The 21,015-nt window shown below is 73.8% G+C and carries 19 protein-coding genes; 12 read left to right on the forward strand and 7 right to left on the reverse strand.

What is annotated here, in order from left to right; genetic code table 11:
- The first annotated feature begins 97 nt into the window (after window positions 1-97).
- The 11 genes from uvrC (at window position 98) to WCD74_RS20830 (ending at window position 12,489) form a co-directional block, all read left to right on the forward strand.
- The gene (gene uvrC / locus WCD74_RS20780) at window positions 98-2,152 is read left to right on the forward strand and encodes an excinuclease ABC subunit UvrC (RefSeq protein ID WP_337696779.1); all 2,055 of its coding nucleotides are present in this window, start codon (window positions 98-100) and stop codon (window positions 2,150-2,152) included.
- A complete protein-coding gene (gene rapZ, locus WCD74_RS20785) occupies window positions 2,149-3,024 on the forward strand; it encodes an RNase adapter RapZ (RefSeq protein ID WP_337696780.1) in 876 nt (291 codons plus the stop codon). Before uvrC ends, rapZ begins: the two co-directional genes overlap by 4 nt.
- On the forward strand, window positions 3,021-4,172 hold the full coding sequence (locus tag WCD74_RS20790) for a gluconeogenesis factor YvcK family protein (protein ID WP_337696781.1): 1,152 nt from the start codon (window positions 3,021-3,023) through the stop codon (window positions 4,170-4,172). Before rapZ ends, WCD74_RS20790 begins: the two co-directional genes overlap by 4 nt.
- A complete protein-coding gene (whiA, locus tag WCD74_RS20795; RefSeq protein WP_337696782.1) occupies window positions 4,163-5,176 on the forward strand; it encodes a DNA-binding protein WhiA in 1,014 nt (337 codons plus the stop codon). The genes WCD74_RS20790 and whiA overlap by 10 nt, the downstream gene beginning before the upstream one ends.
- Before the next feature lie 111 nt (window positions 5,177-5,287).
- Complete coding sequence (gap, locus tag WCD74_RS20800) at window positions 5,288-6,304, forward strand: type I glyceraldehyde-3-phosphate dehydrogenase (RefSeq protein ID WP_337696783.1); 1,017 nt, start codon at window positions 5,288-5,290, stop codon at window positions 6,302-6,304.
- Complete coding sequence (locus tag WCD74_RS20805; protein WP_337696784.1) at window positions 6,304-7,512, forward strand: phosphoglycerate kinase; 1,209 nt, start codon at window positions 6,304-6,306, stop codon at window positions 7,510-7,512. The genes gap and WCD74_RS20805 overlap by 1 nt, the downstream gene beginning before the upstream one ends.
- Window positions 7,513-8,295 (forward strand): triose-phosphate isomerase, encoded by a 783-nt coding sequence (gene tpiA / locus WCD74_RS20810; RefSeq protein ID WP_337696785.1) that lies wholly within the window; start codon window positions 7,513-7,515, stop codon window positions 8,293-8,295.
- Window positions 8,296-8,487: 192 nt separating this feature from the next.
- A complete protein-coding gene (gene secG, locus WCD74_RS20815) occupies window positions 8,488-8,724 on the forward strand; it encodes a preprotein translocase subunit SecG (protein ID WP_018333624.1) in 237 nt (78 codons plus the stop codon).
- Between the two features lie 54 nt (window positions 8,725-8,778).
- Window positions 8,779-9,123 (forward strand): RNA polymerase-binding protein RbpA, encoded by a 345-nt coding sequence (locus WCD74_RS20820; RefSeq protein WP_337696786.1) that lies wholly within the window; start codon window positions 8,779-8,781, stop codon window positions 9,121-9,123.
- A 15-nt stretch (window positions 9,124-9,138) separates the two neighbouring features.
- Entirely contained in the window at window positions 9,139-10,428 is a 1,290-nt protein-coding gene (locus tag WCD74_RS20825; protein ID WP_337696787.1) for a TrpB-like pyridoxal phosphate-dependent enzyme, read from the forward strand.
- A gap of 84 nt (window positions 10,429-10,512) precedes the next feature.
- Complete coding sequence (locus tag WCD74_RS20830) at window positions 10,513-12,489, forward strand: acyl-CoA thioesterase/bile acid-CoA:amino acid N-acyltransferase family protein (RefSeq protein WP_337696788.1); 1,977 nt, start codon at window positions 10,513-10,515, stop codon at window positions 12,487-12,489.
- Here the strand turns inward: WCD74_RS20830 and WCD74_RS20835 are convergent.
- Together WCD74_RS20835 and yczR are read right to left on the reverse strand one after the other, a co-directional pair.
- Entirely contained in the window at window positions 12,451-12,945 is a 495-nt protein-coding gene (locus WCD74_RS20835; RefSeq protein ID WP_337696789.1) for an Lrp/AsnC family transcriptional regulator, read from the reverse strand. The genes WCD74_RS20830 and WCD74_RS20835 overlap by 39 nt on opposite strands.
- Window positions 12,946-13,010: 65 nt before the next feature.
- Window positions 13,011-14,492, reverse strand: coding sequence for a MocR-like transcription factor YczR (yczR, locus tag WCD74_RS20840; RefSeq protein WP_337696790.1), 1,482 nt, complete (start codon window positions 14,490-14,492; stop codon window positions 13,011-13,013).
- Window positions 14,493-14,608: 116 nt separating this feature from the next.
- On the opposite strand from yczR, the gene WCD74_RS20845 reads away from it, so the two are divergent.
- The gene (locus WCD74_RS20845) at window positions 14,609-14,917 is read left to right on the forward strand and encodes a hypothetical protein (RefSeq protein ID WP_337696791.1); all 309 of its coding nucleotides are present in this window, start codon (window positions 14,609-14,611) and stop codon (window positions 14,915-14,917) included.
- Window positions 14,918-14,977: 60 nt separating this feature from the next.
- Here WCD74_RS20845 and pgl read toward each other — a convergent pair whose 3' ends face one another.
- From pgl to tal, 5 genes are read right to left on the reverse strand one after another with little or no spacing between them, the layout of a single operon-like run.
- Window positions 14,978-15,754, reverse strand: a complete 777-nt coding sequence (gene pgl / locus WCD74_RS20850; RefSeq protein ID WP_337696792.1) for a 6-phosphogluconolactonase — start codon at window positions 15,752-15,754, stop codon at window positions 14,978-14,980.
- The gene (gene opcA, locus WCD74_RS20855) at window positions 15,751-16,704 is read right to left on the reverse strand and encodes a glucose-6-phosphate dehydrogenase assembly protein OpcA (RefSeq protein ID WP_337696793.1); all 954 of its coding nucleotides are present in this window, start codon (window positions 16,702-16,704) and stop codon (window positions 15,751-15,753) included. Before opcA ends, pgl begins: the two co-directional genes overlap by 4 nt.
- Window positions 16,701-18,236, reverse strand: a complete 1,536-nt coding sequence (zwf, locus tag WCD74_RS20860) for a glucose-6-phosphate dehydrogenase (RefSeq protein WP_337696794.1) — start codon at window positions 18,234-18,236, stop codon at window positions 16,701-16,703. Before zwf ends, opcA begins: the two co-directional genes overlap by 4 nt.
- Complete coding sequence (locus WCD74_RS20865) at window positions 18,233-19,879, reverse strand: phosphoglucose isomerase-related protein (RefSeq protein WP_337696795.1); 1,647 nt, start codon at window positions 19,877-19,879, stop codon at window positions 18,233-18,235. Before WCD74_RS20865 ends, zwf begins: the two co-directional genes overlap by 4 nt.
- Window positions 19,876-20,994 (reverse strand): transaldolase, encoded by a 1,119-nt coding sequence (tal, locus tag WCD74_RS20870; protein ID WP_337696796.1) that lies wholly within the window; start codon window positions 20,992-20,994, stop codon window positions 19,876-19,878. The genes WCD74_RS20865 and tal overlap by 4 nt, the downstream gene beginning before the upstream one ends.
- Window positions 20,995-21,015 lie beyond the last annotated feature (21 nt).

The following is a 21,015-nucleotide window of genomic DNA, read 5'->3' on the forward strand; positions in this document are numbered from 1 at the left end:
AGTGTCTCCGCGCGAGACACGCCGAACGACACGCCGACACCACCCGCTTGGGTGCACGCCGACACGCTGAGGAGACACGCCTACGCTGGTGCTCGCCATGGCCGATCCGAGCACCTACCGCCCCGCCCCGGGAACCATCCCGGAGGCGCCTGGCGTCTACCGGTTCTCCGACGCGGGCGGCCGCGTGATCTACGTCGGCAAGGCCAAGAGCCTCCGCAGCCGCCTGAACTCCTACTTCGCCGACCTCTCGGGCCTGCACCCCCGCACGCGCCGGATGGTCACCACCGCGGCCGCCGTCCAGTGGACCGTGGTCGGCACCGAGGTCGAGGCCCTCCAGCTCGAGTACAACTGGATCAAGGAGTACGACCCGCAGTTCAACGTCCGCTACCGCGACGACAAGACCTACCCGGTCCTCGCGGTGACGCTGAACGAGGAGTACCCGCAGCTCAAGGTGTACCGCGGGCCCCGCCGCAAGGGCGTCCGGTACTTCGGCCCCTACGCGCACGCCTGGGCCATCCGCGAGACGCTCAAGCTCCTCACGCGCGTCTTCCCGGCCCGGGTGTGCTCGCCCGGGGTCTTCAAGCGCCACGGCCAGATCGGGCGGCCGTGCATGTTCGGCTACATCGGCAAGTGCGCCGCGCCGTGCGTCGGCCGCGTCTCCGCCGAGGAGCACCGGCAGATCGTGCTCGACTTCTGCGACTTCCTCGCCGGCCACACCGACCAGCTGATCAGCCGCATCGAGAAAGAGATGCAGACCGCATCGGCCGAGATGGACTTCGAGCGGGCCGCCCGGCTGCGCGACGACGCCGGGGCGCTCAAGCGGGTCGTCGAGAAGCAGGCGGTCGTGCTCGGCGACGGCACCGACGCCGACGTCGTCGCGTTCGCCCTCGACCCGCTCGAGGCGGCCGTCCAGGTCTTCCACGTCCGCGGTGGTCGGGTGCGCGGACAGCGCGGGTGGGTGGTGGAGCGGGGCGAGGAGGACTCGCTCGAGGTCCTCGTCGGGCAGTTCCTGTCGCAGTTCTACGGCGAGCAGGCCGCCCTGGCCGACTCGGCCGACGACGCGGTGCAGCCGGTCCCGCGCGAGGTGCTGGTGCCGGCCCTGCCCGAGGACCACGCCGTCCTCACCCAGTGGCTGAGCGGGCTGCGCGGGAGCCGGGTGAGCGTGCGCGTCGCGCAGCGGGGCGACAAGCGCACGCTCGCCGAGACCGTGGAGCGCAACGCCAAGGAGTCGCTCACCCAGCACAAGCTCAAGCGCGCCGGCGACCTCACCGCCCGCAGCGCCGCGCTGGAGGAGATCCAGGAGTACCTGGAGCTCGACTCGGCGCCGCTGCGCATCGAGTGCACCGACGTCAGCCACGTGCAGGGGTCCGACGTCGTCGCGAGCCTCGTGGTGTTCGAGGACGGCCTGCCGAAGAAGTCGGACTACCGGCGGTTCGCGATCCGCGGCGGCGCGGAGGGCGGCGACGTCACGGCGATCGCCGAGGTCGTGCGGCGCCGCTTCCAGCGCTACCTGCGCGAGACCGCCGAGGACCACGAGCACGACCCGACGACGACGTCGTGCTCCGGCGAGACCCCCGACGGCTCGCCGGCGTCGCGGGAGATCGACCCGGCCGAGATCGACGGGCCGCTGCCGGGCATCGACCCGACGACGGGCCGCCCGCGCAAGTTCTCCTACGCGCCGAACCTGCTCGTCGTCGACGGCGGGGCGCCGCAGGTCGCGGCCGCGCAGGAGGTGCTCTCCGAGCTCGGGATCACCGACGTGGCGGTCTGCGGCCTGGCGAAGCGTCTGGAGGAGGTCTGGCTGCCCGGCGACGAGATGCCGGCCATCCTGCCGCGTACCTCCGAGGCGCTCTACCTGCTGCAGCGCGTGCGCGACGAGGCGCACCGCTTCGCGATCACCTACCACCGCCAGAAGCGGTCGGCCCGGATGACGACCTCGGAGCTCGACGGGGTGCCCGGGCTCGGGTCGTCACGCAAGGCCGCACTGATCAAGCACTTCGGCTCGGTGAAGAAGCTGCGGGCCGCGACCGTCGAGCAGATCACCGAAGTGCCCGGCGTGGGGAAGCGGACCGCGGAGGCGGTCCTGCACGCGCTCAACGCCGGAGACGCAGCGCAGCGGAGCTCGACCATGGACTCGGGGGAGGCATCGTGAGTGACGGTGGGGTGGAGGTCGCGATCGTCACCGGGGTCTCGGGAGCGGGGCGGAGCACCGCGGCAAAGGTCCTCGAGGACCTCGGGTGGTTCGTGGTGGACAACCTCCCGCCCGAGCTGCTCGAGACCGTCGTCGACCTCGGCGCCCGGTCGCAGGGGCAGGTGACCCGGATCGCCGTCGTCATGGACGTCCGCAGCCGGGCCTTCACCGCCGACCTGGGGGCCGCGATCAAGGAGCTCGACACCCGCGGCGCCCGCCCGCGGGTGGTCTTCCTCGACGCGGACGACAGCGTGCTCATCCGCCGCTTCGAGTCCAACCGGCGCTCCCACCCGCTGCAGGGCGACGGCCGGCTCGTCGACGGCATCGACGCCGAGCGGGAGCTGCTGGCCCCGCTGCGCGACCTGGCCGACCTCGTCGTCGACACCTCCAACCGGTCGGTGCACGAGCTGCGCAAGGCGATCGAGGAGGCCTTCCACGAGAGCGCCGCGGAGGTGGCCTCGACAGTCACCGTGCTCTCGTTCGGCTACAAGCACGGCCTGCCCCAGGACGCCGACCTCGTCGTCGACGTGCGGTTCCTGCCCAACCCGCACTGGATTCCCGAGCTGCGCGAGCACGACGGCCGCGAGGAGGTGGTCAGCGACTACGTGCTCTCCCAGGAGGGTGCGGCGGAGTTCGTCGACCGCTACCTGGAGCTGCTGCGCATCGTCGGCGTCGGGTACCGCCGCGAGGGCAAGCGGTACCTGACGGTCGCGATCGGCTGCACCGGCGGCAAGCACCGCAGCGTCGCGATCGCCGAGGAGATCGCCCGCCGGATGGCCGGCGAGGACGGGGTGCGGGTGACCGTGTCGCACCGGGACGTGGGGCGCGAGTGAGCGGGGTCAACGGCAACGGTGACGGCCCCGGTTCCCCGTTCCGCGCGACCGCTCTCGGCGGCGGGCACGGCCTGCACGCGACGTTGCGGGCCCTGCGGCGGCTGACCGACGACGTCACGGCGGTGGTGACGGTCGGGGACGACGGCGGGTCGTCTGGCCGGATCCGCCGCGAGCTGGACATCCTGCCGCTGGGCGACCTGCGGATGGCCCTGGACGCCCTCGCGGAGCGCGACCACCCGGGCCCGACCGACACGTCCGCCTGGCGCCGCCTCTTCGAGCACCGCTTCGGCGGGTCGGGGGCGCTCGCGGGGCACGCCGTCGGGAACCTCGTGCTCGCGGGCCTGCTCGACGTGCTCGGCGAGCCGGTCGCGGCCCTCGACGAGGCCTGCCGCCTGCTCGGCGTCCGCGGCCGCGTGCTGCCGATGAGCCCGATGCCGGTCGACCTCGAGGCCGACGTCACCGGGCTGGGTCTGTCGTCCTCGCGCGCGACCGACGACGACATCGCGCACCGCATCCGGGGCCAGGTCGCGGTCGCGACGACGCCGGGCCAGGTCCGGCAGGTCCGGCTGGTCCCGCGCCGCCCCAAGGCGTGCGCGGAGGCCGTCGAGGCGATCCGGACGGCGGACGTGGTCACCCTCGGGCCCGGCTCCTGGTTCACCAGCGTCATGCCGCACCTGCTGGTGCCCGAGCTGTTCACGGCACTGACCGAGACCGAGGCGCGCCGGGTCCTGGTGCTCAACCTCGCCCCGCAGCCGGGGGAGACGGCCGGCTTCTCGCCCGAGCAGCACCTCGACGCCCTGGCCGAGCACGCCCCGCGGCTGCGCCTCGACGTCGTCGTCGCGGATCCCGAGGCGACGCCGGAGCCCGACCGCCTGCGCCGCGGCGCGGAGGCGTTCGGCGCGACCACCCTGTTCACATCCGTCGGCGAGCCCGACGGCGCCCCGCGCCACGATGCCGTGGCACTGGCCGGGGCCCTGCGCGAGGCGGCGGGCAGTGCCGCCTCGCGCGAGCGCGTGCCCGACGACGAGTGGGACGCGCGCGTCGAGACCTGGGGGAGAGCGGCACGGCGCCGCCTCGGAGCGGACGTGTTCTTCACGCCCACCGACGGCGCCTACCGCCATGACGAGGAGGACCTACGGTGGCCATGACCGCTGCGGTGAAGGACGAGCTGAGCCGTCTCGCCGTCACGAAGACCTGCTGCCGGCGGGCGGAGGTGTCGGCGCTGCTCCGGTTCGGGGGCGGGCTGCACATCGTGAACGGCCGGGTCGTCGTCGAGGCCGAGCTGGACACCGGGAACGCGGCGCGCCGCCTCCGTCGGGAGATCCACGAGCTCTACGGCCACCAGCCCGAGGTGCACGTGCTCTCGCAGGGCAACCTGCGCAAGGGCACCCGCTACGTGGTGCGGGTCGCGGCCGACGGCGACTCCCTCGCCCGCCAGACCGGTCTGCTCGACCCGCGCGGCCGCCCGGTGCGCGGGCTGCCGCCGCAGGTCGTCTCGGGCGGGGTCTGCGACGCCGAGGCCGCGTGGCGGGGCGCCTTCCTCGCGCACGGCTCGCTCACCGAGCCCGGCCGGTCGTCCGCGCTGGAGATCACGTGCCCGGGCATGGAGGCCGCGATGGCGCTGGTCGGCGCCGCGCGCCGGCTTGGTGTGGCCGCGAAGGCCCGCGAGGTCCGCGGGGCGGACCGTGTCGTCGTCCGCGACGGCGACGCGATCGGCGCCCTGCTCACCCGGATCGGCGCCCACTCGTCGGTGCTGCAGTGGGAGGAGCGCCGGATGCGCCGGGAGGTGCGCGCGACGGCGAACCGGCTCGCGAACTTCGACGACGCCAACCTGCGCCGCTCGGTCAAGGCCGCGGTCACGGCGTCCGCGCGGGTCAACCGGGCCCTCGAACTGCTGGGCGACGAGGTCCCCGACCACCTGATCACCGCCGGGCGGCTGCGGGTGCAGCACGAGCAGGCCTCGCTGGAGGAGCTCGGGCAGCTGGCAGATCCGCCGATGACCAAGGACGCCGTCGCCGGGCGCATCCGCCGCCTGCTCGCGATGGCCGACAAGAAGGCCAAGGACCTGCGGGTCCCCGACACCTCCGCCGCGGTCACGGCCGACATGGAGGACGACGAGATGGTGGAGGTCCCCGCGGGGCGGGAGCGCTGAATCCGCTGGTCAGCGTGCGCAGGTGAGGCGCTCGCGACGATGCGGGCCCCTCGTCGGCTTCGTTAGGGTCGGCCCTGCCAGCACGGACACCACGAAGAGACAGGACTGCGCGTGACGATCAAGATCGGCATCAACGGCTTCGGCCGCATCGGACGGAACGTCTTCCGCGCGCTCGAGGTCCAGCGCGCCGCCGGTACTGCCGACATCGAGGTGCTGGCGGTCAACGACATCACCGACAACAAGACGCTGGCGCACCTGCTGCGCTACGACTCGGTGCACGGCCGGTTCGACGGCACGGTCGAGTACAACGACTCCGCGCTGATCGTCAACGGCACCGAGGTCAAGGCCTTCGCCGAGCGCGACCCAGCCGACCTGCCCTGGGGCGACCTGGGCGTCGACATCGTCATCGAGTCCTCGGGCATCTTCACCGACGCCGACTCGGCCGGGAAGCACCTCAAGGCCGGAGCCAAGAAGGTCGTCATCTCCGCCCCGGCCAAGGGCGAGGACCTCACCGTCGTCATGGGCATCAACGACAAGGCCTACGACGGCTCGCAGAACATCCTCTCCAACGCCTCCTGCACCACGAACTGCGTGGCGCCGATGGCGAAGGTGCTGCACGACGCGTTCGGCCTGCAGACCGGCTTCATGACGACGGTCCACGCCTACACCGGCGACCAGCGCGTCCACGACGCCCCGCACAAGGACCTGCGCCGCGCCCGTGCCGCCGCCGTCAACATCATCCCGACGACGACGGGTGCGGCCCAGGCGACCGCGCTCGCGCTCCCGGAGCTCGAGGGCAAACTCAACGGCGTCGCGATGCGCGTGCCGGTGCCGGACGGCTCGGTGACCGACCTGACCGCGACGCTCGACCAGGAGGTCACCGTCGAGCAGGTCAACGAGGCGTTCCGGAAGGCCGCCGAGGGCGAGCTCAAGGGGGTCCTGGTCTACACCGAGGACCCGATCGTCTCCACCGACATCGTCGGCACCCCGGCGTCGTGCACGTTCGACTCCGGCATGACGAAGGTGCTCAACGGCAACACCGTGAAGATCATCGGCTGGTACGACAACGAGTGGGGCTACTCGAACCGCGTCGTGGACCTCACCACGCTCGTGGGTTCGAAGCTCTGATGCGGACCGTCGACGACCTGATTGCCGAGGGCGTCCAGGACCGGTACGTCCTCCTGCGGGCGGACTTCAACGTCCCGCTCGACGGCTACTCGATCACCGACGACGGCCGGATCCGTGCTGCGCTGCCGACGATCACCAAGCTGGTCGGGGCGGGCGCGAGGCTGCTGGTGATGGCCCATCTGGGTCGGGTCAAGGACCCGGAGCCGCTGGGCCGGGACAAGCGGTCCAGCCTCGCCCCGGTCGCCGGGCGGCTCGGGCAGCTGCTCGACCAGCGCGTGTCGCTCGCCGAGGACGTCGTCGGGCAGTCCGCCCGGGACGTCGCGGCGGCGGTGACCGCCGGCGGTGTGGCCATGCTCGCGAACGTCCGGTGCGAGCCGCGCGAGACAGGTTCGGCCGGGGAGCGCGACGCGCTCGCCACCGAGCTCGCCGAGCTGGTGCCGGGCGGGGCGTTCGTCTCCGACGGCTTCGGCGTGGTGCACCGCGAGCAGGCCTCGGTGTACGAGGTGGCCCGCAAGCTCCCGGCCTACGGCGGCGACCTCGTCGCCCGCGAGACCGAGGTCCTGCGGCGGCTCACCGGCGACCCGGACCGGCCCTACGTCGTGATCCTGGGCGGGTCGAAGGTCTCCGACAAGCTCGCGGTGCTGCAGAACCTGCTGCCGAAGGTCGACACGCTGCTCGTCGGCGGGGCGATGTGCTTCACGTTCCTCGCCGCCGAGGGCAACGACGTCGGCGGCTCGAAGCTCGAGGCCGACCAGGTCGACACGTGCAAGGACCTGCTGTCGCGGTACTCCGAGACGCTCGTCCTGCCGGCCGACGTCGTCGTCGCGGATGCGTTCGCGGCCGACGCGAACACCCGCACGGTGCCGGTCACCGAGATCCCGGACGGCTGGATGGGGCTCGACGTCGGGCCGGAGACCGTCCGGCTGTTCGGCGAGAAGCTCGCCGACGCCGCCACGGTGTTCTGGAACGGCCCGATGGGCGTGTTCGAGATGGAGCCGTTCGCGGCCGGCACCACCGGGGTCGCGGAGGCCGTGGCCGACTCGCCCGCGTTCTCCGTGATCGGCGGCGGCGACTCCGCGTCCGCGATCCGCGCCGCCGGGCTCGACGAGGAGCGCTTCGGGCACATCTCGACCGGCGGCGGCGCGTCGCTGGAGTTCCTGGAGGGCGAGGACCTGCCCGGGATCGCGGTCCTCGAGGAGGGGTCCTAGGTGGCGCGCAAGCCCCTGATCGCCGGCAACTGGAAGATGAACCTCAACCACCTCGAGGCCATCGGCGTGGTGCAGAAGCTCTACTTCGGGCTGCCGACGAAGTACTACGACCACGTCGACGTGGCCGTGTGCCCGCCGTTCACCGACCTGCGCAGCGTGCAGACGGTGATCGAGGCCGACTCGATGCCGATCACCTACGGCGGGCAGGACTGCTCGCCGGAGGAGTCGGGCGCGTTCACCGGTGACGTGTCCGCGGCGATGCTCGCGAAGCTGGGCTGCACCTACGTGGTGCTGGGGCACTCCGAGCGGCGCACGGTCCACGGCGAGGACGACGCCCTGGTGGCCCGCAAGGTCGCCAAGGCCCTGGAGCACGGGCTGACGCCGATCCTGTGCCTCGGCGAGGGCGAGGACGTCCGCGACGCCGGTGGCCACGTGGAGCACTGCACCGGCCAGCTCGACGGGTCGCTGGCGGGCCTGTCGTCCGAGCAGGTGGGCCGGGTCGTCGTCGCCTACGAGCCGGTGTGGGCCATCGGCACCGGGAAGACCGCGACCACGCAGGACGCCCAGGAGGTCTGCCACGCCCTCCGGGAGCGGCTGCGCGAGGTGCACGGCGGCGCGGTGGCCGACGCGGTGCGCATCCTCTACGGCGGGTCGGTGAAGTCCGGCAACGTCAAGGAGCTGGTGGCGCAGTCCGACGTCGACGGCGCGCTCGTCGGCGGGGCGTCCCTCGACGCCGAGGGCTTCGCCGAACTGTGCGCGCTCGCGGCGGGCGGCCCGCTGTAGGTCCCGTCGAGCGAAGGGCCCCTCCGGTCGAGTAGATCGAGCGGAGGGGCCCTTCGGTCGTTCCCGGTCGGCCCGATGATCGTTGAGAGGTGTGACCCCGCACCCCCCGGTCGGAGGGGCCGGGTAGTGTGACGCACGAACGCACGCCCCGCATCCCGGGGCGGAGAAGACCTGGAGGTCACGGAGCCCGCGATGCGACTGTTCCTGGAGATCCTGCTCATCGTGTCCAGCGTGCTGCTGGTGCTGCTCGTGCTGCTGCACCGCGGCCGCGGCGGTGGTCTCTCGTCGCTGTTCGGAGGTGGGGTGCAGTCCAGCCTCGCCGGCTCCAGCGTGGTCGAGAAGAACCTCGACCGCCTCACCCTGTTCGTCGGCGCGATCTGGCTGATCGCGATCGTCGGGACGGGCCTGCTCATCAAGATCGAAGGTTGACGACCGGCCCGGACCCACACCCGGGCCCGGTGACGATGCGGAGGTAACGCCGACATGGCCACTGGCAACGCGATCCGGGGGACCCGGGTCGGGTCCGGTCCGATGGGGGAGTCCGAGCGGGGGGAGAGCGCGGCGCGCGTCGTCGTCTCCTTCTGGTGCTCGAACGGCCACGAGACGCGGCCGTCGTTCGCCCACGACGCCGAGCTGCCGGGCACCTGGGACTGCCCGCGCTGCGGCCTGCCGGCGAACACCGACATGAAGAACCCGCCGCCGGCGCGGCGCACCGAGCCCTACAAGACGCACCTCGCGTACGTGAAGGAGCGCCGCAGCGACGCCGACGGCGAGGCGCTGCTCGAGGAGGCCCTGGCCAAGCTGCGGGCCCGCCGCGGCGAGAACTGAGGCAGACTCCGGCGCATGGTCGCGCCGGAGATCACCGACACACGTTTCTCGTTGAGCCAGGCCGAGATCCCCTCGGCCTGGTTCAACGTCGCCCCGCACCTGTCCAGCCCCCTCGACCCGCCGCTGCATCCCGCGACGCGCGAACCGGTCGGGCCGGACGACCTCGCCCCGCTCTTCGCCGGCGAGCTCATCGGCCAGGAGATGTCCACCGACCCGTGGATCGACGTCCCGGGTGAGGTGCTCGACGTCCTGCGGCTGTGGCGGCCCACCCCGCTGGTGCGGGCCCGCCGTCTGGAGGCGGCGCTCGGCACCACGGCCCGCATCTACTTCAAGGACGAGTCCGTCTCGCCGGCCGGGTCGCACAAGCCGAACTCCGCGGTGCCGCAGGCCTTCTACAACGCCCGCGAGGGCATCACCCGGCTCTCCACCGAGACCGGTGCCGGCCAGTGGGGCACCGCGCTCTCGTTCGCCTGCGCGCAGTACGACCTCGAGTGCGCGGTCTACATGGTGCGCAAGAGCTTCGAGCAGAAGCCGTACCGCAAGGTCATCATGGAGACCTGGGGTGGCACGGTCGTCCCCTCGCCGATCGACGACCCGTCGAACGCGGGGAGTCTCGGCTCGGCCATCTCGGACGCGGTCCGCGACGCGATGGGCCGCGAGGACACCCACTACGCGCTCGGCTCGGTGCTCAACCACGTCCTGCTGCACCAGACCGTGATCGGGCTGGAGGCCCAGCAGCAGCTGGCGCTCGCCGGGGAGACCCGACCCGACGTCGTGATCGCGCCCTGTGGTGGCGGCTCCAACCTCGGCGGCCTCGCCCTGCCGTTCCTGCCGGACCCCGCGGTGCGGCTGCTCGCCGCCGAGCCCGCGTCGTGCCCGACCCTGACCCAGGGCACCTACGAGTACGACTTCGGCGACGTCCAGGGGCTGACGCCGATGATGAACATGTACACCCTGGGCCACGACTTCATGCCGCCCGGCATCCACGCCGGCGGGCTGCGCTACCACGGCGACTCGCCGATCATCTCCAAGCTGGTCCACGAGGGCCGGATGGAGGCCGTCGCGCACCGGCAGAAGGCGGTGTTCGAGGCGAACGTGCTCTTCGCCCGTGTCGAGGGCAAGCTGCCCGCCCCCGAGGCCGGCCACGGGATCGCCTCCGCGATCGCCGAGGCGAACGACGCGACCGCGAAGAACGAGGAACGGGTCATCCTGTTCAACTACTGCGGCCACGGCCTGCTCGACCTCGCGGCCTACCAGGACCACCTGGCCAGCGACCTCGGTGAGGAGCCCTCGCCGGGCGCGTGACCGGTCCGTGCTGGTCCCCACCCGCCCGGACGGCGCAGCATCGTCACGCGCCGTCGTCGTCCGCGGCGGGAGGGGTGGGAGACGATGGCCGTCGTCCTGGGCTTCGTGCCGTGGATCGTCTACTGGGTGCTCGTCGGGAACGCGCCCTTCACGGTCGCCGTGCTGGCGGCCTTCGGGGTCGCCGTGCTCGGGACCGCCGTCAGCCGCGCCCGGGGCACCCGGCCCACGGCGTTCGACCTCGGCAACCTCGGGGTCTTCGTCGTCCTGGCCGTCGCCGCGCTCGTCGTACCCGACCCCGTCCTGGAGCGCTGGCTGCAGCCCCTGGGCAACGCCGGGCTGCTCGTGGTCGCCCTGGCGGGGGTGCTGACCGGGCACCCCTTCGTCCGGGACTACGCGACCGCGTCGGTGGACGCGGCGACCGCGCGCTCCGACGGGTTCCGGGTCATCACCACGGCGATGACGTGGATGTGGGTCGGGGTCTTCGCGGCGATGACGGTCGTGTCGGCGATCCCGCCGGTCCTCGACGGGGAGGCGACGATCCGCGACGCCGGGGACACCCTCTCGGTCGTCTGCTACTGGGTGGCGCCGTTCGTGCTGCTCGGGCTGGCCGGCGCCGTGTCCGGCGCGTTCCCGCCCTGGTTCGAGCAGGCGAGCGCGAGACTCGACGCCCGGTCCACGGCCGACCCGTCGCCCACCTCCCAGCGGGTGCCGGCGCCGCCCGCCGCAGCCGGGCTCGTCGTCGTGGCGCCTCCCGACTCCCGGCACGACGAGCCGTTCGGGGTGCTCGTGCACGGCGCCCCGGCCGGGGCGACCGTGCGGGTCACCAGCGAGGGCACCGACCTCGTCGGTCGGACGTGGCGGTCGACGGCGGACCTCCTCGCGGGACCCGACGGCGCCGTCGACGTCGCCGTGACCTCCCCGGTGCGCGGCGACTGGTCCACCGCCGACCCCGAGGCACCGCTCTGGGCGATGCGCTTCGCCGAGCCGGGCGCGGTGCCCGACCTCTTCGTCCCGCCGGCCGAGCCCTGGCTGGTGACCGTGCGCGCGGCCGTCGAGAGCGGCCCGTCGGGCGGGGTCGTGGTGCGGCGCCGTCCCGCGGACCCCGGGGTGCGGACCGAACCGTGCCCGGTGCAGGGCCGACCGGGCCTGCTCGCGCTGCCCGCGGGCGACCCGCCGCCGGGCGGCCGGCCGGGCGTGGTCTGCCTCGGCGGGTCCGAGGGCGGGCACGAGTCGCAGATCGGCGCCGCGTTGCTGCTCGCCTCGCACGGGTTCGCGGCGCTCGCCGCGAGCTGGGTCGAGCCGGGGCCCGACGGTCAGGTCGCCATCACCGAGGTGCCCCTCGAGCGCTTCACCGCCGCGGTGAGCACCCTGGCCGGTCGCGACGACGTCGACGCCGGACGTCTCGTCGCGATGGGGATCTCCCGGGGCGCCGAGGGCCTGCTCGCCGCCTGTGCGGCGCCGGGGGCGGCCACGCTCCGCGGGCTCGTCCTGGTCAGTCCGAGCAGCGTGACCTGGCAGGCCGTGGGCGACGAGGGCGGGATCCCGGACACCGGCTCCTGGACGATCGCCGGCCGCCCGGTGCCGTTCCGGCCGTTGCCGACCGGGGCGCTCATGCCGCAGATCGTGCGGAACGCGTGGCGGCTCGACGCCGACGAGCGCGCCCACCGGCCGAGCCTGCTCCGACTGCGGCCGGCCTACCGCTCCGGCCTCGCCGCCGGCGGGCCGGGTGAGATCGCCGCCGAGCGGGTCGCCGCGCCGCTGCTGCTGGTCTCCGGCGACGACGACGAGGTGTGGCCGGGCGGCCCGATGGCCGTCGAGCTGGTCCGCCGCCGCGCCCGCGCGGACGACGAGCACGTCTCCCACCCCGGGGCGGGGCACCTCACCCGCCTGGGGACGGTGCCCACCGACGCTCCCTGGTCCGCCGGGATCGCCCTCGGCGGGGAGCGGGCCGGCCAGGCCGCGGCCGACCGCGACACCACCCGACGGGTCCTGCGCTTCCTCGCCGCGGTGTGCGGCCCGGCGTCAGCCGTCGATGCCGACCGGCCGCGGCTCCACCAGTGAGGTCTTGATGACCGAGGTGACCGTGGAGCCGCGCTCGATCCACAGCTCGAGCACCCGGTCCAGGTCGGCGACGTCGCGGACCTGGATCCGCACCAGCAGGCAGTCCTCCCCGGTGATGCGGTGCGCCTCCACCACCTCCGGGGTCCGGGCCACGATCTGCTCGAGCGCCTTGCCCTGGCCGAGCGCGGGCCGGACCCGCACCCAGGCCCCGATCGGGAAGCCGACCGCCGCCGGGTCGACGTCGAGGCGGTAGCCCCGGATCACCCCGGTGCGCTCGAGCCGCTGCACCCGTTCGGTGACCGCGGGCGCGGACATCCCCACGGCCCGCGCGAGCGCGCTCATCGACCGCCGCGGGTCCTCGGCGAGGGCCCGCAGGATGGCCAGGTTGACGTCGTCCAGCAGGCCCTTGTCGTTCTCCAGGTGAGGGCGCGTCCGGCCGTCGAGAGTTGAAGTCACCCGACCACTATCTCCGTGGATCGGCCATGTCGTCCAGCCCCTCTCCCTCGGAGACTGGAGGCATGTCAGACGACGGTGGTGAGCGCGGGAGCGGGCAGGGAGCCCAGCGAGGCCCACGCGGCCGCCAACCGCTCCACCGCGTCGTCGAGCACGTCGACCCGGTGGGTGTAGGGCACGCGCAGGAAGCCCTCGAACGCCCCGCCGATCCCGAAGCGCGGCCCGGCCGCGAGGTGCAGTCCCTGCCGGGCGGCCGCGTCGACCAGCGCACTCGACCGGGCGGCCCCGAGGTCGATCCAGGTCGACAGCCCGCCGGTGGGCACGGGCACGGTCCACTCCGGGAACACGCGACGCAGCGCGGCGACGAGGTGGTCGCGCTGCGCGGCCGTCGCGGCGCGGCGCACCGGGAGCAGGTCGTCGAGGCGGGCCAACAGCCCTGCCGCGACCAGCTGCTCCAGGACCGGCGAGGCGATGTCGTCGGAGGCGCGGCTGGTGGCGATCCGGCGCAGCACCGCGCGCGGGCCCCGCATCCAGCCGATCCGCAGGCCGCCCCAGACGGTCTTGCTCATCGACCCGAGGGTCAGCACCGGCGCCTCGCCGCCCGACGTCGCCCACGCCCCGAGGGGCGGGGGGACGGGCTCGTCGAGCCACATCTCGCGCAGGCAGTCGTCGACGACCAACGGCACCCCGTGCCGCCGGGCGGCGGCGACCACGGCACCCCGGGTCTCGGCGTCCATCACCGCGCCCGTGGGGTTGTGGTGGTCGGGGACCAGGAAGGCCAGCGCGGGGGAGGACTCCCGCAGCGCGGTGGCGAAGGCGCCGACGTCCCAGCGGGTCCGGCCGCGGTCGTCCCGGTCGAGGGCCATCGGCACCGTCCGCGCCGAGGCGTGGCGGACGAGGTCCACCGCGCCGGGGTAGGTCGGCTGCTCGATGAGCACACGGTCCCCGGGCCGGACCAGCGCGCGGACCGCGAGCGAGTGGGCGTGCTGGGCCCCGGCGGTGACCATGACCTCGTCGGGCGTGGTCGGCAGCCCCTGGGCGGTCAGGCGGGCGGCGATCGCGGAGCGCAGCAGCGTCGTCCCGAGCAGCTCGTAGCCCGGGCCGACGAGGTGGGTCGGGAGCGCGGCCAGCGCCTCGGCCCCGGCGACCGTCATGGCGTCGACCGGGGCGGCCGGGGCGGCGTGCGCGAGGTCGATGACGCCGTCCGGGAGGTCCGGCGAGACCGCGAAGGCCCCGCTGGGCGCGAACGGCGCGGGGGAGGACGGGGGCCCGTCGGCGGTCGACGGGAGCGCCGTCCAGGTGCCCGAGCCGCGGCGCCGGATCAGGTGGCCGCTCTCGCGGAGCTGCTCGTACGCCGCCGCGACCGTGCCCCGCCCGATCCCGAGGGCGAGCGCGAGCTCCCGCTCGCTCGGCACCCGGGTCCCGACGGCGAGCCGGCCGTCGCCGAGCAGGGTGCGGATGCGACCGGCGAGCGCCGCGTAGCCGACCGGACCCCCGGCGAACGACCCGAGGTGCCGCACGAGAGCCGGCCCCCCGACCTGTTGGTCCACCTCACACCTGCCACTTCTGCCAATTTGCCTGCCACTGGCGGCAGACTGGACCTGGTCGGGCTGTCACTTGGCAGCCACTCTAGCCACATCACCCCGTGAACCCGAAGGAACTCCTCATGATCACCATGCTCGTCGTCCTCGCCGTCGTCGCCGTCCTCGGGCTCGCGGTGGTGCGCTACGGCGCGGACACCCGCTCGAACGACACCACCGACCACCGGGACCCCGCCCTGCCGCGGGGCCCGCAGTACGGGCACACCCCGGCCTCGGACGTTCGTCTGCTCGCCGGCCTCGCCCGGCGGGCGGCCGCCCAGCGGCAGGCGTGGGCCGCCTACGACCGGTCCATGCGGCCGTGGGAGACGCAGCGCAGCGGAGCTCGACCCCTGGGCTGGGAGACGCGGCGCGGCGAGGTCCGCCCGGTCCTCTGACCCGCTCGACGACGACGGCCCCGCACCCGAGGAGGGTGCGGGGCCGTCGTCGTCGGGGGATCAGAGCTGCGCCGCGGCCGCCTCGTCGAGCAGCCACAGGGTGCGCTCGGTCCCGGCGAGCCCGGCGAGCGGCACGTCCACCTCGCTCGCGCCGCCGGCGGCCTGCCCCAGCACCTCCGCCTTCGACGAGCCGGTGGCCACCAGCCACACCTCGCGCGCGGACCGGGCGGCGGCGAGGGTCAGCGAAATCCGGGTCGGCGGCGGCTTCGGGCAGTCCCGTACCGCGACGACGCCGGGGGCGGTCGCGTGCACGGCGGGGGAGTCGGGGAAGACCGACAGGGTGTGCCCCTCCGGCCCGCACCCGGCGAGCAGCACGTCGAACGCCGGGATGCCGGGCAGGCCCTCACCGAGCCGGGCGGCCGCCTCCGTGAGGACCTGTGCGTAGGCCTGGGCGCCCTGGTCGGGGTCGGCGGAGTCCTCCGACTCCAGCGCCGACGGGCCGGGGGTCGACGAGGCCATCGGGTGCACCCGGGCCGGGTCGAGGTCGAGCCGGTCGAGCAGGGCGTCGCGGGCCTGGGCGTCGTTGCGGTCCTCCGAGCCGGCCGGGACGAACCGCTCGTCGCCCCAGAACACCTCGACCCGCGACCAGTCCACCGACCCGAGCTCGGACGAGGTGGCCACGGCCTCGAGCATCGCGATCCCGATCCCGCCGCCGGTGAGCACGACGGACGCGACGCCGCGGTCGGCCTGGGCCTTCGCCAGCGCCGCCAGGAGCCGCGCGGCGCCGTCGGCCGCGACGGACCCGTCGTCGGGAAGGGTGATGATGTCCCGGCTCATGCGCGCACCTTCGACTTCGAGGAGGACCGGCGCGATCCGGCGCGCGGCACCGCACCGAGCGCCTCGTGGAAGATCTCGTCCGGGTCCAGGCGCCGGAGCTCCTCGGCCAGGCACTCGCGCGCGGTGCGGCGGGCGAGCGCGACCCGACGGTCGGGCTGGCCGGGCTGGGTGAGCTTCGCGGTCTTGGAGTCCTGGCGGCGGAGCTCGATCGTCCCGGACGCGCGCTCGAGTCGGACGGCCCCGACGTGCCCGCCGAACACGTCGACCACGGACCGCGTCACCGGGACCCCGAGCCGTGACGAGAGCCAGCCCGCGAGGAGGTCCGCCGACGCGGACTCGGCCTCGCCGTCGACCTCGGCGCGCAGCACCTCGTCGTAGGGCGGCGGGTCGAGCGCGGAGGTCAGCAGCGCCCGCCAGCTGGTGATCCGGCTCCACGCGAGGTCCGTGTCGCCGGCCGAGTAGGTCGCGGCCATCTTCGCGAGGGACTTCGACGGGGCCTTCGTCTGCGAGACGTCGGTGATCCGGCGGCCGGCGACCGCGCCGACCGGGTCCTCGGCCGGGCTCGGCGGCGGCTCGCCCGGCCACCACGTGACGATCGGCGCGTCCGGCAGCAGCAGCGGGACGATGATCGACCCGCCGTGGTCGGCCAGCGGGCCGTACATCCGCAGGACGATCACCTCGCTCGCGCCCGCGTCGCCGCCGATGCGGATCTGGGCGTCCAGCCGCGTCGCGGCCCGGCGCACGCCGCGGGCCAGCACGAGCACGCGGCACGGGTGCTCCCGCGAGGCGTCGTTCGCGGCCTGGATCGCCTGCTCGGCCTCGGGCCCGTCCTCGGTGGAGATGACGAGGGTGAGCACGCGGCCGAGGGCCACCGCGCCCGCCGACTCGCGCAGCTCGACCATCTTGCGGTTGACCGCCGACGTGTCGGTCGACGGCAGGTCGACGATCACGGTCTCCTCCAGACGCGTCCGGTCCGCGAGAGCAGCTCGTCCGCCGACCGCGGGCCCCAGGTGCCCGCGGGGTAGGTGCCCGGCGTGCCCTCACGGTGCCACTTGTCGATCACCGGGTCGAGGATCTTCCACGACAGCTCGACCTCGGTGTTGGTCGGGAACAGCGACGGCTCCCCGAGCAGGACGTCCAGCAGGAGCCGCTCGTAGGCCTCCGGGGACGCCTCGGTGAAGGCCGTGCCGTACCCGAAGTCCATCGTGACGTCGCGGACCTCCATCCCCGAGCCGGGGACCTTGGAGCCGAAGCGCAGCGTGACGCCCTCGTCCGGCTGCACCCGCACCACCAGCGCGTTCTGCCCGAGCTCCTCGGTCATCGTCTGGTCGAACGGCAGGTGCGGGGCCCGCTTGAACACGACCGCGATCTCGGTGACGCGTCGCCCCAGCCGCTTGCCGGTGCGCAGGTAGAACGGGACCCCGGCCCAGCGGCGGGTGTTCACCGAGCACGTGATCGCCGCGTAGGTCTCGGTGACCGAGTCCGCCGGGAAGCCGTCCTCCTGCTGCAGGCCGCGGACCTCGGTCGAGCCCTGCCAGCCCGCCGCGTACTGCCCGCGGGCGGTGGTCTCGTCGAGGGGCTCGGCGAGCTTCGTCGCGGAGAGGACCTTGATCTTCTCCTCCCGCAGGTCGTCCGGGGAGAACGACAGCGGCTCCTCCATCGCGGTCAGCGCGAGGAGCTGCAGGAGGTGGTTCTGGATGACGTCGCGGGCGGCGCCGATGCCGTCGTAGTAGCCGGCGCGCCCGCCCACCCCGATGTCCTCGGCCATCGTGATCTGCACGTGGTCGACGTGGTGGGCGTTCCAGATCGGCTCGAACAGCTCGTTGGCGAAGCGCAGCGCCAGGAGGTTCTGCACCGTCTCCTTGCCGAGGTAGTGGTCGATGCGGAACACCGAGTCCTCGGGGAAGACGTCGTTGACGATGGCGTTCAGCTCGCGGGCCGAGCGCAGGTCGTGACCGAACGGCTTCTCGATGACGACGCGACGCCACGCGTCCTCGGTCGACTCCGCCAGGCCCGCCCGGGAGAGCTGCTTGCACACCGTGGGGAACGCGTCCGGCGGGATCGACAGGTAGAACGCGTGGTTGCCGTTGGTGCCGCGCTCGCTGTCCAGGGAGGCGACGGTGTCGGCGAGCCGGTCGAACGCGGCGTCGTCGTCGAACGTGCCCTGCACGAAGCGCAGGCCCTCGGCGAGCCGGTCCCACACCTCGGAGCGGAACGGCGTGCGGGAGTGCTCCCGCACGGAGTCGTGCACGATCTCGGCGAAGTCCTCGTGGGACCAGTCCCGCCGGGCGAACCCGACCAGCGCGAAGCCGGGCGGCAGCAGCCCCCGGTTCGCGAGGTCGTAGATGGCCGGCATGAGCTTCTTGCGCGCGAGGTCGCCGGTGATCCCGAACAGCACGAGGCCGCTCGGGCCGGCGATCCGCGGCAGACGCTTGTCCCGCTCGTCGCGCAGCGGGTTCCGCCAGTCGGCGGGAGCGGTCACCGTCTCACCTCGCTGACGGCGTTCGTCAGGGCCACCAGGCCGGCGGCGCGGTCGGCGAGGTGCAGTCGCAGCACCGGGCGGCCGTGCTGGGAGATCACCTGCGCGTCGCCGGCCGCCTGGGCGTGCTGGAGCTCGCCGAAGGTGAACGGCTGGTCCGGGATCGCCAGGTCGTCCGCCACCGAGCCGGTGATCTGCAGGAACACGCCGTTCTGGTGCCCGCCCTTGTGGTACTGCCCCGTGGAGTGCAGGAACCGCGGGCCCCACCCGAAGGTGGTCTGCAGGCCGGTGGCCTTCGCGATCTCCGGGCGCAGCACCTCGGCGGAGGCGTCGTCGAGCCGGTCGAGGTAGGCCTGGACCGCGACGTAGCCGCGCTCCGGAGCCTGGTCGATCAGCTGCCGGAGCGCGTCGACGAGGCTCGACGGCTCGCGCAGCCACTCGCCGCGGACCTCGACCGCGCCCTCGACCAGGACCGGGGCCTCGTCGGCGCCGGTGGCACCGCTGCCGTCGAGCAGGTCACGCGTGGCCTGCTTGGCCGACTCGACGTCGGGCTGGTCGAACGGGTTGATCCCGATCAGCCGGCCCGCGAGCGCGACCGCGGTCTCCCACAGCAGGAACTGCGCCCCCAGCGACCCCTCGGTCGCGATCTGCGCGTTCCCGACGGCGGGTCCGAGCGCCACGGTGGTGGCGTCCGTCCCGTGGTCGGTGAAGCCGGGGGCGTCCGGGGACTCCACGACCACCGGCAGCAGGCCCAGGCCCTGCTTGCCGGTGGACTCGGCGATCAGCTGCTCGGCCCAGTCGCCGAACCCGATCAGCCCGGACCCCGAGTCGGCCAGCACGACCTTCTCCGCGCCGGCGTTGTGGGCCGCGGCGAGGGCGGCGCCGAGCAGGACCGCGGGGTTGTCGGCCGAGTCGCGCTGCAGCTCGGGGGCCGCGGCGGCGGCCTCGTCGAGCAGGCCCTCGACGTCCACGCCGGCGAGCGCCGAGGGGACGAGCCCGAACGCGGTCAGCGCCGAGTACCGGCCGCCGACGTTCGGATCCGCCTCGATCACCGCCCGGTACCCGCTCTGGTTCGCGAGGTCCTCGAGCTTCGTGCCCGGGTCGGTGACGACGACCATCCGGCCGGCGGCGTCGATCCCGTTGGCGGCGAACACCTCCGCGAACACGCGCCGCTGGCTGTCGGTCTCGACGGTGCCGCCGGACTTCGAGCTGACCACCAGCACCGTGCGCGAGAGGTCGCCGGCGAGCGCGTCCGAGACCTGGCCGGGGTCGGTGGTGTCCAGCACCGTGATCGGGTGCCGGCCGCCGACGGCCGAGCCCGACCGGGTGTGGCAGATGACCTCGGGCGCCAGCGACGAACCGCCCATGCCCGCGAGGACCACGCGGTCGACGCCCTCGGCGTGCAGCTCGCCGCGCAGCGTCGTCAACCGCTGGACCAGCGGTTGCGACGACTCGTGCAGCGACACCCACGACAGCCGCTTCGCGGCCTCGCTCTGCGCCTCCGGCCCCCACAGGGAGTCGTCCTGGCGGGCGAGCTTGGACGCGACCTGGTCGCCGACCAGCTTCTCGACGAGCGCCGCGGCGGCGTCCGCCAGTTGCGGGTCGACCAGCGACACCGACAGCGGCGCCTCGACCGGGGCGCTCACGCCTGCTCCGGGCTGCGCCGCGTGAGCTGGTCGGAGACGGTCTCCAGCAGCTCGGTCCAGGACTTCTCGAACTTGTCCACGCCCTCGTCCTCGAGGACCTGGTAGACGTCGTCGACGTCGATGCCGACGCCCGACAGGGCCGCGAACACCTCACCCGCGGCGTCGGCGGTGCCGGTGACGGCGTCGCCGTGCAGCTCGCCGTGGTCGGCGAACGCGTCCAGCGTGGACTCGGGCATCGTGTTGACGGTGTCCGGGGCGGCCAGCTCGGTGACGTAGAGGGTGTCGGGGTAGGCCTTGTTCTTCACCCCGGTCGACGCCCACAGCGGACGCTGCGCCTTCGCGCCGGCGCCCTTGAGGGTCGCCCACCGCTCCGTCGAGAAGGTGTCCAGCCAGGCCTGGTAGGCCAGCCGGGCGTTCGCGACGGCGGCCGTGCCGCGCAGGGCGAGCGCGGCGTCGGTGCCGATGGCGTCCAGCCGCTTGTCGACCTCGCTGTCGACGCGCGAGACGAAGAACGAGGCGACCGAGGCCATCGAGGTGAGGTCGTGCCCGTTGGCGCGGGCCTGCTCCATGCCGGCGAGGAACGCGTCCATCACCGCGCGGTAGCGGTCGACGGAGAAGATCAGCGTGACGTTGACGCTGACGCCCTCGGCGAGCACGCGGGTGATCGCCGGCAGGCCCTCGGGCGTCGCCGGGATCTTGATCATGAGGTTCGGCCGGTCGACGGTCTTCCAGAGGTCGAGGGCCTCGTCCACGGTCTTCTCGGTGTCGTGCGCGCTGCGCGGGTCGACCTCGAGCGAGACGCGGCCGTCCTCGCCGTTCGTCTCGGAGAACACCCCGCGGAAGACGTCGCACGCGCGGCGGACGTCGTCGGTGGTGATCTCGCGAACGGCCTCGTCGACCGAGGCGCCGCGGCGGGCGAGGTCGTCGAGCTGCTCGGCGTAGTAGTCCGCGTCGGACAGCGCGCTCGCGAAGATCGTCGGGTTGGAGGTGACGCCGACGACGTGCTTGTCCTCGATCAGCCCGCGCAGGTTCCCGGACTCGATGCGGTGCCGGGAGAGGTCGTCGAGCCAGATGGAGACGCCGGCGGCCGACAGGTCGGCCAGGGGAGTGGTCATGGTGTCCTCTTCTCCTCGCTG

The organism is Actinomycetospora aurantiaca, from assembly GCF_037401875.1.
Taxonomy (GTDB): domain Bacteria; phylum Actinomycetota; class Actinomycetes; order Mycobacteriales; family Pseudonocardiaceae; genus Actinomycetospora; species Actinomycetospora aurantiaca.

Coding starts and splice junctions, on each gene's coding strand:
- uvrC (WP_337696779.1), top strand. CDS start 98: ATGGCCGATCCGAGCACCTACCGCCCCGCCCCGGGAACCATCCCGGAG.
- WCD74_RS20805 (WP_337696784.1), top strand. CDS start 6,304: ATGCGGACCGTCGACGACCTGATTGCCGAGGGCGTCCAGGACCGGTAC.
- secG (WP_018333624.1), top strand. CDS start 8,488: ATGCGACTGTTCCTGGAGATCCTGCTCATCGTGTCCAGCGTGCTGCTG.
- WCD74_RS20820 (WP_337696786.1), top strand. CDS start 8,779: ATGGCCACTGGCAACGCGATCCGGGGGACCCGGGTCGGGTCCGGTCCG.
- WCD74_RS20825 (WP_337696787.1), top strand. CDS start 9,139: ATGGTCGCGCCGGAGATCACCGACACACGTTTCTCGTTGAGCCAGGCC.
- WCD74_RS20830 (WP_337696788.1), top strand. CDS start 10,513: ATGGCCGTCGTCCTGGGCTTCGTGCCGTGGATCGTCTACTGGGTGCTC.
- WCD74_RS20845 (WP_337696791.1), top strand. CDS start 14,609: ATGATCACCATGCTCGTCGTCCTCGCCGTCGTCGCCGTCCTCGGGCTC.
- pgl (WP_337696792.1), bottom strand. CDS start 15,754: ATGAGCCGGGACATCATCACCCTTCCCGACGACGGGTCCGTCGCGGCC.
- tal (WP_337696796.1), bottom strand. CDS start 20,994: ATGACCACTCCCCTGGCCGACCTGTCGGCCGCCGGCGTCTCCATCTGG.